The organism is Vibrio sp. 10N.222.48.A3 (genome assembly GCF_041475345.1).
In the GTDB taxonomy this organism is placed as follows: domain Bacteria; phylum Pseudomonadota; class Gammaproteobacteria; order Enterobacterales; family Vibrionaceae; genus Vibrio; species Vibrio tasmaniensis_A.
On record NZ_JBFRVX010000063.1, the window covers coordinates 1,226 to 13,557 of the forward strand.

At 44.9% G+C, this 12,332-nt stretch carries 12 protein-coding genes, 2 pseudogenes and 1 riboswitch; of the genes and pseudogenes, 1 reads left to right on the plus strand and 13 read right to left on the minus strand.

The window, feature by feature from the left end; genetic code table 11:
- The 12 genes and pseudogenes from AB4653_RS02325 to AB4653_RS02380 form a co-directional block, all read right to left on the minus strand.
- On the minus strand, positions 1-130 hold a 130-nt coding region (locus AB4653_RS02325), incomplete at its 3' end, for a LysR family transcriptional regulator (protein ID WP_372103239.1).
- A gap of 219 nt (positions 131-349) precedes the next feature.
- Entirely contained in the window at positions 350-1,348 is a 999-nt protein-coding gene (locus AB4653_RS02330) for an acetyltransferase (RefSeq protein WP_102258514.1), read from the minus strand.
- A gap of 282 nt (positions 1,349-1,630) precedes the next feature.
- Positions 1,631-2,515 (minus strand): annotated as a pseudogene (locus AB4653_RS02335) (methyl-accepting chemotaxis protein); the annotation flags it as partial.
- Positions 2,489-3,046, minus strand: a pseudogene (locus AB4653_RS02340) (TenA family protein); the annotation flags it as partial. The pseudogenes AB4653_RS02335 and AB4653_RS02340, both read right to left, overlap by 27 nt.
- 8 nt (positions 3,047-3,054) lie before the next feature.
- On the minus strand, positions 3,055-4,011 hold the full coding sequence (locus AB4653_RS02345) for an ABC transporter substrate-binding protein (protein ID WP_065104608.1): 957 nt from the start codon (positions 4,009-4,011) through the stop codon (positions 3,055-3,057).
- Positions 4,012-4,129: 118 nt separating this feature from the next.
- Positions 4,130-4,945: an ABC transporter permease gene (locus AB4653_RS02350; protein WP_102257589.1), complete on the minus strand. Its 816-nt coding sequence runs from the start codon at positions 4,943-4,945 to the stop codon at positions 4,130-4,132.
- The gene (locus AB4653_RS02355) at positions 4,938-5,696 is read right to left on the minus strand and encodes an ABC transporter ATP-binding protein (RefSeq protein ID WP_102257588.1); all 759 of its coding nucleotides are present in this window, start codon (positions 5,694-5,696) and stop codon (positions 4,938-4,940) included. The genes AB4653_RS02350 and AB4653_RS02355 overlap by 8 nt, the downstream gene beginning before the upstream one ends.
- Positions 5,686-6,594 carry a bifunctional hydroxymethylpyrimidine kinase/phosphomethylpyrimidine kinase gene (gene thiD, locus AB4653_RS02360; protein ID WP_102257587.1) on the minus strand — a complete coding sequence of 303 codons (909 nt, stop codon included), beginning with the start codon at positions 6,592-6,594 and terminating at the stop codon, positions 5,686-5,688. The genes AB4653_RS02355 and thiD overlap by 11 nt, the downstream gene beginning before the upstream one ends.
- A gap of 96 nt (positions 6,595-6,690) precedes the next feature.
- A riboswitch (TPP riboswitch) is annotated at positions 6,691-6,802 on the minus strand.
- Positions 6,803-6,900: 98 nt separating this feature from the next.
- Positions 6,901-7,818: a DMT family transporter gene (locus tag AB4653_RS02365; RefSeq protein ID WP_102257586.1), complete on the minus strand. Its 918-nt coding sequence runs from the start codon at positions 7,816-7,818 to the stop codon at positions 6,901-6,903.
- A gap of 85 nt (positions 7,819-7,903) precedes the next feature.
- Positions 7,904-8,632: an AraC family transcriptional regulator gene (locus AB4653_RS02370; protein WP_102257585.1), complete on the minus strand. Its 729-nt coding sequence runs from the start codon at positions 8,630-8,632 to the stop codon at positions 7,904-7,906.
- Positions 8,633-8,876: 244 nt separating this feature from the next.
- Positions 8,877-9,128: a DUF2999 family protein gene (locus tag AB4653_RS02375; RefSeq protein WP_009844829.1), complete on the minus strand. Its 252-nt coding sequence runs from the start codon at positions 9,126-9,128 to the stop codon at positions 8,877-8,879.
- 130 nt (positions 9,129-9,258) lie between these two features.
- Positions 9,259-10,356: a YdcF family protein gene (locus AB4653_RS02380; RefSeq protein WP_102257584.1), complete on the minus strand. Its 1,098-nt coding sequence runs from the start codon at positions 10,354-10,356 to the stop codon at positions 9,259-9,261.
- Between the two features lie 484 nt (positions 10,357-10,840).
- Between AB4653_RS02380 and AB4653_RS02385 the strand changes: the two genes are divergently transcribed.
- The gene (locus tag AB4653_RS02385; protein ID WP_102257583.1) at positions 10,841-11,515 is read left to right on the plus strand and encodes a glutathione S-transferase family protein; all 675 of its coding nucleotides are present in this window, start codon (positions 10,841-10,843) and stop codon (positions 11,513-11,515) included.
- Between the two features lie 186 nt (positions 11,516-11,701).
- On the opposite strand, the gene AB4653_RS02390 is transcribed toward AB4653_RS02385, so the two are convergent.
- Positions 11,702-12,331, minus strand: a complete 630-nt coding sequence (locus AB4653_RS02390) for an HNH endonuclease (RefSeq protein WP_372103236.1) — start codon at positions 12,329-12,331, stop codon at positions 11,702-11,704.
- Position 12,332: the final 1 nt, after the last annotated feature.

Here is a 12,332-nt window from a genome sequence, read left to right on the forward strand (position 1 = left end):
GTTTTTGTAGTGAACGACTCACCGTCGGTTGGCTCATGTCCAACGCCAAGGCTGTGTTTGATACGTGCTTCTCTTCAAGAAGGTGTTTAAGAATAACGAGTAGGTTAAGGTCGACCTGGGCAAGATTCATTATAAGGATATTCAAAATACTGAAGATTCAATATGCGTATAGTGCTATTTCCCCAGAATTAATACAATTGATAATCACTCTTACTTTGATGTCATACAATGTGAAGTGCCGAATTTGATGCTAACTAAGTTTTTGAAAGGCTTATTTGGGTGACTTTAGACACAAAAAAAGAAGCCAAATGGCCTCTCTTTACCCTATTCACTCTCGCTGCTATTTTCGTTAGCGCTCAACACTCGGCGAATAATAAGCGTCCAACAGTGAAATGAAATTCCCTCTATCAAGTTCGCTAAGTTGATTAATGCCAGCCGCTGCTTTTCTTCCTCCACCAGTTACAAAGCTAGAGCAAATTTCATCTGCGCCTGTTCTATTGGATAGTGGTGCTCTTAGGCTAACAGTATAAGATTCGCCATCTTGGTTTTTCGTTAATACTGCTTGCGCTCGGTTTGGATCTTGATTCACGATCTCATTGCCAAATACACCGCTGATACGTCTTGCCCAAGTCTCACCAGGCAGTTCAAACACACGTGCGAATACACTTTCATACGCAGGGGCAAGGTTTGATAATTGCTGGCGGTCATTCTGGTAAGCAGCTCGTAGTCGATAAAACACCGAGTCTTTGTCATCCATAAGATCGAACGGGTTCGGATATTGATAAAGGTTTTGGTAGAGCTCAACTGGCGTGAAGTGCAAATCGCTCAGTGATGTACCGTAGCCGTTGTAATTAACCAAGGTACCTAGCTCTTCTAAGAACTCAATTTGTGATTGTTCGAATCCATTTTCATCAGCTAACTGTGCGGCCACTACTTTTAAATTATCACCAAAGGCCGCCGCGATTGCCCAAGCTACGAGTGCACCATTTAGCTTCTGGTTAATCAGTAAACTCGTGCAGCTCTCTGGAGAGGTGTCTATCAGAGTGTCTAAATGCTCAGAGATTGGCACGTCCCCTGTTCGATGGTGATCGCAGTAAAACACATCGATGTTGGCATCTAACAGTGAGTGCAATGCTGGCAGGTTCTTCTCCATCGACACATCAAGAACGGTAACGGAAGAGACATCATTTGGATTGCCCGGCTCTATGATTTGACTGGCAACTTGAGAAACCAATTTAATATCACGCTTTACACCGGTAACGAGTACGCTTTTTCTTGGTTCACTTAATCGCAGTTGTAGCAACGCGATGATACCGTCTGCGTCTCCATTGAATACGTCGTAGTGCATGCTGTTCCTCTTCCGTAAGATTTAACGTTTATTTGAAACGCGCCAAAGATATGGCTCACGTCAATGCGTTCGTTCATCGTTAGTCTGTCATTATTTTAGTTTTATTCCACAGATACTTAAGTCTATTTTGTAATGCCTTATTCTTATTTCTATCGATTCAGGAACTTGCCTATCCTTCAGGCACAAAAAAGGCGCGAATAATTCACGCCTTTGTTTTCTATGAACTCACGCCTTGGGTTTCAAATACTTAACATATTTGGTTTCTAACTTGCTCTAGCAGTCTTATGACGTCTTGAACTGTGCTACCGCTTGATCCATATCGTTCGCTTGCTCAGCTACTTTATCGACTTCGACCAAGCAATGCTGCGCCGAAGCGTTGTTATCATTCGAGATGGTATTCAACTCAGTAATTGAGTCACTTACTTGTGTCATTACCGCACCCTGCTCTTCAATCGCTGAAGCAATACGTTCTGAGTTGCCTTGAATGCTTTCCATATCACTCAAGATCAGTTGCAAGCTTGCATCCAGTTCTTCTGAATCTTTAAGTGTCAGCTGGCCTTGTTGGTTACACTCGCCAATCTCTGTCATAGAAGCATTCATTTGGCTCTGGATTGCAGTGACTACACTGGTGATTTCAGTGGTTGATTGGTGCGTTCTGCTTGCTAACGCTCGGACTTCATCCGCAACAACGGCAAAGCCACGACCTTGCTCACCAGCACGAGCGGCTTCAATGGCTGCGTTTAATGCCAATAAATTAGTCTGTTCCGCAATACCTTGGATAATGTTAACGGCACTACCAATTTGATCGACATGGTGATTCAAAGAACTAATCGAATCTTGGCTACTTGAAAGGCGTTCAGACAACTGGGTAATGTTATTTATAGTATCGACCACCACTTCACGACCTTTGTCGGCATTCACTTTCGCTTGATGAACGCCTTCAGCGGCAACCGATGTACTTTCTGATATCTCCCCAATAGTCAGTACCATCTCTTGCACTGAAGTTGTCATTGTTGAGGTGTGGTTTGCTTGAACTTCGAACTGTTTGATGACCGACTCTAGCTCGTCATGCATGCTCGACGTACTTTGTGTCAACTGATGTGACTTAGATTGAGACGTCGCAATCAACCCTTCAAGCTGGTCTAGCAGTTGATTGAAGTATTCCGCCCCCGTTGCCACGCCCGACTGGAACTCTTCACCGCCATAAAGTTGTAGCCAGCTCGCGTATGGGTTGCCTTCTAATACGGTATCACTGCTTTCTAACAGCGCTTTACCAATCACGGCATAACCAAGTGAACACGGAGCCAATGCCGTATATAAGTCGACAAGATCACCCGTCATGCCTGCATCCAGAACGTAGCGTGTGTAAGCAACTGTGCCGAAATCTTCAGATTCGTTTTCTAAATCCGATTCGGTTAAACCCCACTGACCACAGTAAGTCACGTGGTGAGAGATTTCAGAATCTAGCAGAGCATGAACACTTGGCAGTGCACGGCGCATATCAGCCAGTGTCTTTGCCTTATAAATTGCCAATGCATAAGCACGGGCATACTGCTTTAAAAACAGAAAATCTTGCTTCAAGTAATGCAGAAAACACGGCTGAGCAAGTGTGCCGTTTGCTAGCGTTTTAACAAAATCATGCTCGGTGTAGTCTTGCCAATCTTGCTGACAGGCTTGGATTAAGTCTTGGTATTTCATGAGATTCCTTAGTCAAAAGTCGGTACGTAATCAGCGGCTTTTGGTAGTGATTTGATGATGCCTTTGTCGAACATGAACTGTGCGTAATCATCGTAACGCTTCATATCCACTGCAGAAGGGCGAAGTGCAAAACGAGTCAGTGTGTCGTTCCATGCGCGTTGGTTAAGCTCGTTATTCAACGTATCTGGTGAATACGCCACAAACTCACTCCATGATTCTTGCGGGTGGTTCACAATGTAAGTGGTTGCTTGCTCAAGTGCTTTGTTGAACGCTTTGATTGCTTCGTCGTCGTGTTTCTTTGCGTTCGCCACAAAGATCAGCTCGTCGTAAGCGGGCACGCCGTGCTCTTCTGGGAAGAACGCTTTCGCTTTAAAGCCTTCAAGAGCTAGTTGGTTGGTTTCGAAGTTACGTAAGCCACCCCAAATTGCATCTACCTTGCCCGATGCCAATGAAGATGAAAGTGCCCAACCGACATTGATGGTTTGCACGTCGGTAAATGCAACATTTTCTTGAGCTAGCATGGTGCCGATGGTCGCTTCTTCGTTACCCGCAATCGCAATACCGATCTTTTTGCCTTTCAGATCCGCTAGTGAATCGTTCTTGCCATTATCTAAAACCATCAACGTATTCAGTGGCGTCGCGATAAGGGTTGATGCACGAACCAAAGGAAGACCCGCTGCTACATCCATGGTTAAACTTGGTTGGTAAGTTACCGCTAGATCGACTTTACCTGCTGCGACCAATTTTGCTGGCGTGCTTGGGTCAGCCGGCTCTTGGATTTCAACCTCTAGGCCTTGGTCAGCAAAGTAACCGCGCTCTTGAGCAATCACAATTGGGCCGTGGTTCGGGTTCACAAACCAATCCAACATCAATGTCAGTTTCTTTTGTTCAGAATCCGCCAATGCATGACCTGAAACTAGCGAAGCAAGCAGTGCCACTGCACCTACCAATTTGGTATTTTTCATAGTTAACCTTTCCTTTTGAATATTATTATTGTGTGTATCGAGCTAATTTTTAACGAAGTTTTGTTTAGATAAATAGCGTGAGCGAAGCTTTATTAAACAAGTGTTATTGAGCGAACCATCACTGGTTCTCCCAAGGGATAGCTTTTTTGAGTAATTTGTCTGTGATGAAGTAGAGCGAGATAGACAGCACCGCCAAGATGAACAAGGCTGCAAACATCTCATCAATGATCATGCGTGCGTTCGCTTGCAGCATTAGGTAACCCAGCCCTTCACTCGAACCCACCCACTCCCCGACGACCGCGCCAATTGGGGTAATAACCACCGCCACACGAATGCCAGACGCTAATGTTGGCAGCGCAGCAGGCAGTTGGATATAACGCAGCAATTGCCATTTCGATGCGCCCATCGTTTTGGCAAGATCAAGATAACCAGTCGGTGTATTTCGCAGACCGTCGTAACAACAAGTGGTCACGGGGAAGAAGATAATGATCGCCGCCATGACGACCTTTGATGCGATGCCATAACCCAGCCACAGCATCAATACTGGCGCAATCGCAAACACAGGGATGGCTTGGCTAGCAATTAAGATAGGCAACAACCAGCGTTTCAGCGGTTCGAACATCAACATCTGTAGGGCGAAAAACAGCCCCATCGACAAACCGAGCAATAGACCAAGTAAGATCTCCTGCGCAGTCACCCAAGTGTGTTTGAGTAGCACATCGTAACGTTCAATAAGTTTTAAAAAGACTTCTGCAGGCGCTGGCAGAATGAAGCTAGGCATCTCAAAGATAACCACCACCATTTGCCATAAACCGAGAATCACAGCACTGCTGATAAGCAAACGCATAACGGGATTCATCTGACGAGGGCGCTTAGTCGTGATCTGTGTGTTAGTTGAACGCGCCACAGCTTCGCTTCGCGTTAGATCATTCATAATCACGCTCCAACTGATCTAAGATCGCTTGTTGTAACTCAGCACATTCACCGTCTAACACTCTTGGTGTCGCTGTATTAGGCACAGACAGTGACTGTGCACTCGCCGGAGTGCCTTGCAACACATACAAGTTATCCGCCAAACGCACCGCTTCTTGTGGATCATGAGTAATCAACACAACGGTTTTATCTCTTAACAGTTCACAAGCTAAGCTCTGTAACTTATGTCTTGTTACCGCATCCAGCGCAGAGAAAGGTTCGTCCATCAGCACAACAGGTTTGTCTTGCATTAAGGTGCGAGCCAAAGCAACACGCTGGCGCATACCACCAGACAACTGATCCGGCATAGTAGACGCGTGATCAGCCAAACCAACAGCAGCGAGCAACTCTAGTGCTTGATTGGTTTGCTGTGCTTTATCAAAAGCTGGATTTTGAAAGCGATGACTCAGACATACATTGTCGATAACCGACAACCACGGCAGTAACAAGTCCTGCTGCGCCATGTAAGCGATGCGATCCGTTAAAGGCAGTTCATCAGAGGTTACCAATGTGCCCTGCCACTCTACCTTGTCGTCCAACAAGCCCGCCAGATAACGCAATACCGTGGTTTTCCCGCAGCCACTTCTACCCAACAATACCGTCCACTTACCTGCGTTTAAGCTAAGCGACAACCCAGACAAGGTCGCGTGCTCACTGTCGTTATAACGTAAAGAGGCATTGCTGAGTTGAACGCCAATCGTATTAACGGACATTACCGTGCCCAGCGAAGAAGTGATTTACAGGGCCATGGCCTTGACCGACTTGCAACTCATCAGCGTGAGCAATTGCGCGCGAAATGTATTGTTTTCCTAGGTCAACAGCCTCTGAAAGCGTGTTGCCTTGAGCCAAGAAAGAAGCAATGGCAGATGAGAGCGTACAACCCGTGCCGTGGGTATTTTTAGTAGGAAAACGCTTCGCGCTAATCAGAGCAGATGTGGTTGGCAGAATCAGTAAATCGTTACTGTTCTCATCTTTCTCCAGGTGGCCACCTTTCAAGAGAACGGCTTTAGCACCCAGTGCGCGTAAGTCTTCAATCATGCCCTGCATTTCAGCTTCGCTTTCAGGTACTGGCTTGCCTGTTAATGCAGCACCTTCTGGTAAGTTAGGAGTAATGATATCTGCCAGCGGAATCAGCTCTTGTTTCAGCGTGGTGATAGCCGAGTTTTCTAACAGCAGATCACCACTTGTCGCGACCATGACAGGGTCAATCACTAAGTGTTTAGGTCGGTACTGCTTAATTTTGTCTGCAACGACTTTGATGATTTGCGAATCAGCCAACATGCCGACTTTCACTGCCACGATATTGAGATCAGTAAAAACCGCATCTAACTGGCTAGCGACATGGTCGAGTGGAACAGGAAAAATAGCTGACACGCCTTGAGTGTTCTGGGAAGTGATAGCGGTAATCACAGAACAAGCAAAACTACCGGTGGCAGACATGGCTTTAATATCAGCTTGGATACCTGCACCGCCGCCACTGTCAGAACCCGCGATGGTTAAAACAATCGGAGTATTCGTGCGAATCGTGTCTTCAGCAGAGTGCTGCTGTGTTGAGGATTTTGGTGTTGAGGCTTTTGGCGTTAAATCTTTTGAAATAGAACTGTGTGTCATTGTCGCTCCTACTATCTTACAAGACGTAGGAGAACGAACACCGATCGAAGGAGAAGTCGCATTAGGCTCATGAAAGCTTTCATGGGTGCAGACGTAGATCGAGTGCTTATAGTTCCCTACGCCAGTGTTAACTGAATCAGGTTCAACGGGTCTCGACTAACGATCTCAGCAAACACCAAATAAGGTATGTGCCCCCCGACTATTGATAGCGATAGTAACAGCACTCTCACAACTGAGATACTCATTTTATTCAATTATACTAATTACGCATGAATAAATTTCAATTAGGCAAAACAAAACAAATACTTATAACGTTCCTTTAGATGGCTTCGACTGTACAAACAAGCACAGCACAATCAGAGACATACCTAACCAGCCTGTAAAAGGAATCAGCTCACCGACAACACAGACGGCAAGCACCGCTGCGACTACTGGTTCAAACAAGGTCAGCAGATTGGCACTGCTCGCGGTCACGTGGCGTAAACCAAAACTGAACGCGATATAGCCCAAGCATTGTGGAATTAACGTCAGATAACTGATGACGAATACGTTGGTCTGTGAGGAAAACAGGTTATTACCAGTAAACCAGAGCGTTGGCAGCAACAGCATTGCACCGAGGCCAAAAATACTGCCCATCGCCGCTTGTGACTTAATCCCTTTATCAATCAGTGCTTTGGTCGCCCAAGAATAAATGGCGTAACACAACCCAGCGACCAGACCTAAGCCAATACCTAACAGCTTGAGATCATCACCGGATTCATTCGCCGATGAAGATTCTGAAAACACCAACAGCCCAATACCTACCACACCAATCGCAAAGCTAGTAAGCCAACGTTTGTTGATATTATTCTTTTTGCTAATAAGACACTCTAACAGTGCAGAAAAGAAAGGTGCGGTAGCAATCGAAACCACGGTACCGATCGCCACGCCTGATAATTTCATTGAAGAATAGAAAGCTAAAGGATAGACCGCTAAAGCCAAAGCACTCACTGTCAACAGCTTCTTGTTCTGCAAAAGTTTGTCGAAAGCGAATAGTATCTTTCGATACGCCAAACCCGCTTGCATTAGACCACCGACGCCCATAGAGAAAGCACCAATCGCTAATGGGCTTAGATCAGGTGCAAAACTTGCGGCGGTGCCTGTCGTGCCCCATAAAATAGAAGCAAACAAGATGACCAAAGTGCCCATTTGGAATTCGTTAACGCGATTGATGGCAAGATTCATTTCTATTATCCAATTTTCAGTTCTGAAATAGATAATAGTGAAGATTGATATAAGTTAGTTTGCTAAAAGGACGCTATTGTTGTTTCTAAAGACTCTCTTTCATTGAGCCTAGAAACGCCCTTGGAGACATCCCAAAGTGCTGAGAGAAGCGACGACTGAAAGCAGAAACATCACTATAACCCACGTTTTCAGCAATCAATTGAACCGGTAAATCGGTATGGGTTAACAGGGCTTGAGCTTTCTCCATACGATAGCGAGTGATGTATTTAAGCGCACTGATACCCAAGCACTCTTTGAAGCGTTTTTTGAATTGAGTGGGACTCAAACAGGCCGTTTCTGCAAGTTGTGGAATAGAGAGAGGTTGGGCGTAATTATCCGCTATCAATCTTTGTACCGCACGGATTCTTGGGTCGATGCTCTTGCTAACTTGTTGTTGCTCTAACAGCAGTGAAAACACATCTAAAACTGATGATTCAAGGCCACTATCGACCTGATATTCCAGCTGCTTCTCAACAAACAGCAAGAAGCTCATCAAAGGTGGCGTTATCGTGAAAACCGAGAGCTCATGCTCTAACAAGTGCTGCGGCAACTCCGCCATATCCGCGACAATAAACCGTGCGGCTTCATCCGCTTTAAACGCATGCGCAGTGGTTACCGGAATTACCACACATTCGCCCACGGCCACTTTGCCGACATACCCCACCATTTCGATATTAATACTGCCTTGGATCGGCAATACTAATTGATGATGGTCATCATGGGCATGGGTATTAAATTGCTTGGTGTAAGATCGAATGCTTAAGCTAGATTTCATAATCAACGCCGGAGTAGATCGGTTCAGAACGAGTTAAAACACGAAACTACATGATTTGAACAAATGAGTCACTTCGGGTTGGCATTTGTTAGTACCCTAACCTATTCTAATGGCGATCAAAAAAGCCGCTCAAGCATCAATCACAATGCTCAAACGGCTTTTTATTAGAGTCTAATTAGCGCTGCCAAGAGCCGTTAGCCAAACCGGCTATCGCTCATGAGCTCAATCGCCATATCACACTAGATTATTTTTGAAGTTGCTCTTTAGCCGCTTCAACCTTAGAAAAATCTAGGCCAAGCTCTTCAACTGCTTCTTTGATTAGCGCAGGGTTTTGCATTACCTGACCCATCAGCATTTGAAGTTTGTCTTGAGGTAAACCAAGTTGGCTGATTGTCGCCATTGCTGCAAGAGGGTTCTCTGTCAACGTCTTGAATATCTCGCTGATCTGCTCGTCGCTAATATTGTTCTCTTTCAACATTGCTAAAATCGGGTTCATTTTTTTGCCTTTGAAACACTAAATTAAGTAGGAGCACAGCATACCATCTAGCTGTGCTCGATTGTACTAACAAGTGAAGCTTTGGTTTAACGCGAACTGTGCTTTTCCCAAACGCAAATAATGCTTGGGCTTAACGAGATTCCAATGGGTAAGAACGGTAGCTCCACATGCCATAAGTTCTTAGAGCATCACGGTAGATACCTAATAGCTCACCACTGCTCGCTTTCTTAAGATCTTCTAGCGGCTTGTCTGGGTAAGAAACCGTATCGAAGGTAATGCCCTGAGGACCCGTTTGCCAGCTAGCGATCTCAAACAGAGTTTGACCACGACGAACATGGCTCGCTGAGCTAATAATGGTCGCATGTTTAATATCATGACGAGCAAGCGCATAGCTACTGAACATGGCATTACCTACCGTGCTGGTCGCGTAGTTCTCTTCAACGATGCGGTCTTTGCTTACCCCTTTTGAGATAAGCCAATCCGCCATTAACTTGCCTTCTGTCTTATGGTTCTTAGGCACGCCGCCGGTTAACACGATCATCGCGTCTGGGTTCGCTTTCGACATTGCTAATGTCGTTTCAAGACGTTCAATCAAGATTTCATGCATAGAACCATCAGGGTTAAGCGCGTAACCCAAAGTGACGATGGCACCGTGCTCATCCAATAAACCTTTCTCCGCCGACTCTTTCAACGGTGTTTCTAACACGCGGTCGACCGTTGCAAAAATACGTTTGATGTCTTCTGCTTTGCCCTTGTTCAGGCTTTCCAGTTTCTCCATGTGCTTGTTGGATTCACTGTCATTGCCTTCAAATCTTTGCCAAACCGCAAGATACGCATGCAAGTCGACATCGTCTGGCGCAACCGTCAATGCTTGCTCAAACAACTCAATTGCTCGCTCTGCATTCTTGTTGTAGATCTGAGCGTTCGCTGCCGAGATCAGCAGGTCAGTACGGTAAGGTTCTAACTGGTACGCTTCTAACAATCGGTTGGTCACAATTTCCATGTTGCTTGGCATTTTAGCCGTGAAGCCCGCGTGAGAAATTCTTGCCGGAGACTTAAATGCCTGCAACGCATCAAGAAGTAGTTGGTCGACAACTTGTCGCTTAGTCACCAACTGCGCGTAGTCCGCAGAAGCCTGTACAGCACCATCGTTAGCAGCAAAAGAATAAGGTGTTGCGCCAAAGGCTAGCATGCCACCAAGAGCGAGGGCGATAATGTTCTTTTTCATGGAAAGATCCTGTGTCGTTAAGTGTTCACATCAGATTTGTTCACCAATGTAAGTCCCTAAGATTAAAAAACCGTGAACCACACCAGAATCTCCGAGGTTAATATTCATTTGTTGCATAAGGTGTGGCTGCAGATCACGATTTTATGTGCCAGAGTAAGCTCAAATATCCAGATAGCTTCGAGTTATGAGGAGCTCCTTTAATTACTTTGGAATATTTAACTTCGAATCCCACCTGCCTATTCCATCTAAATTCGTAAGTTTCGAAGCTCAACATCAAACTTAAATGTGCATTTTATGTTCATTATTTCAGCAGCTTAAAATGCTATCTCTCTACAAGTCGACGCTAATTCACGTTTACACAGCCAAGTTCAAAAGGTACAGAGTGTGATATCAAATCAGTCAATTCACAGAAAATTCAAAAATCATTTATTGAACGATCGTTCAAGTGATGCTTTAATGAATCACCAATACAAGGAGTTACCCCATGCTTAAGTTCTATTTTCACCAAACACCCAACCCAATGAAGATCGCTCTGTTTCTAGAAGAGACAGGCCTAGATTTTGAACTTGTTCCTGTCGATACCTTAAAAGGCGAGCAACACACACCGGAATATCGTTTGATCAATCCAAACGGCAAAACGCCCGCGATTGAAGACGAAGGACAACGTGTATTCGACTCTAACGCCATCCTGCTGTACCTATCTGAGAAAACAGGCAAGCTAGCTGGTCAGCCAGAAGACAGAGCAGAACTGCTCTCTTGGATGATGTTTATCGCGAGCGGCCTTGGTCCATACTCTGGCCAATCGGTACACTTCCGTCATGCAGCGCCAGCAGGCCTAGACTACGCTGTGAACCGTTACCTACGTGAAGCACAACGTCATTACGAAGTGTTAGAAAAGCATATGGAAGGTCGTGAATTTATCGTCGGAAATGAGTACACCATTGTCGATGTCGCTGCATGGGGTTGGATTGATAAAGCACCTTTCGTGCTTGGTGAAGAAGGCCTAGAACCTTACCCGAATTTGAAGCGCTGGTTTAACGCAATCAACACTCGCCCAGCGGCACTGCGTGCTCGCGAAATCGGCAAAGACGTTGAATTTAAAACCGAACGTGATGAAGAAGCGAAACGAGCACTGTTTCCTTCGAATTATGCAAAGTAGAAGTAAAGTCTAATGATGAGGCTCGGTAGTGTTCTACTGAGCCTTTACCCCCAATTGTTACTGAATTGCTGACAGCTATTTCTGAAAGACATCAACCATTGAGCTAATATACAATTACTTTCAACGATGAATTTTATTGTAGTCGCCAATCCAACATCATACTCAATGGACACAACGAAAGCCCAATTAGTCCATGTTTCTTTTATTTACAATTCGCTTAACTAGCTCATCTTCGAGAATTTTTCGTGCGACTCCATCGGCATCAATCAAAGCTTTTGCAAGATCATTGATATCTTGTTCAGGTTGCTCTCTTTTCACAACACCGTAAAACCGTAACAAGCGGCAAGTTACAATGGTAAACTCACCCTTTTCACTCAATGGTCTATAAAAATCTCCAGGAGAAATTGCATTTATATGCTCGTGGTAGAAATCAAAATGAGGGTGAATAATTTTATAGTCTTGAGAAGAATTAGGAAAACGGCGGCGATCGGGGTTAACAAGAACTTCCTTTGAACTCTTAGCTCCATTACAATCTTTACATGCAACACAGAGATTTTCAGGTTCAAACATAAATTGAACCTTTTTATCTTTTGGAACTATATGCTCAATATCCCATGCCATCCCATGACCAACAGGATATGTAATTGCACAGTATGGGCACACATAGTTCTGTTCAACCTTGTAATGATTTTTTATGGACAATTTAATGTCTTTAAATTCATCATCCCCCCAGTCAGTTCCGTTTTTTTTATCACGCTTAATAAAATTATCAACTAACTCTAACTCACCTTTCGTGTATGTTACTGGGTTATCAATC

Excerpts from the sequence above, each read along its gene's own strand:
- AB4653_RS02330 (WP_102258514.1), bottom strand. The coding sequence starts at position 1,348 with ATGCACTACGACGTATTCAATGGAGACGCAGACGGTATCATCGCGTTG.
- AB4653_RS02345 (WP_065104608.1), bottom strand. The coding sequence starts at position 4,011 with ATGAAAAATACCAAATTGGTAGGTGCAGTGGCACTGCTTGCTTCGCTA.
- AB4653_RS02350 (WP_102257589.1), bottom strand. The coding sequence starts at position 4,945 with ATGAATGATCTAACGCGAAGCGAAGCTGTGGCGCGTTCAACTAACACA.
- AB4653_RS02355 (WP_102257588.1), bottom strand. The coding sequence starts at position 5,696 with ATGTCCGTTAATACGATTGGCGTTCAACTCAGCAATGCCTCTTTACGT.
- thiD (WP_102257587.1), bottom strand. The coding sequence starts at position 6,594 with ATGACACACAGTTCTATTTCAAAAGATTTAACGCCAAAAGCCTCAACA.
- AB4653_RS02365 (WP_102257586.1), bottom strand. The coding sequence starts at position 7,818 with ATGAATCTTGCCATCAATCGCGTTAACGAATTCCAAATGGGCACTTTG.
- AB4653_RS02370 (WP_102257585.1), bottom strand. The coding sequence starts at position 8,632 with ATGAAATCTAGCTTAAGCATTCGATCTTACACCAAGCAATTTAATACC.
- AB4653_RS02375 (WP_009844829.1), bottom strand. The coding sequence starts at position 9,128 with ATGAACCCGATTTTAGCAATGTTGAAAGAGAACAATATTAGCGACGAG.
- AB4653_RS02380 (WP_102257584.1), bottom strand. The coding sequence starts at position 10,356 with ATGAAAAAGAACATTATCGCCCTCGCTCTTGGTGGCATGCTAGCCTTT.
- AB4653_RS02385 (WP_102257583.1), top strand. The coding sequence starts at position 10,841 with ATGCTTAAGTTCTATTTTCACCAAACACCCAACCCAATGAAGATCGCT.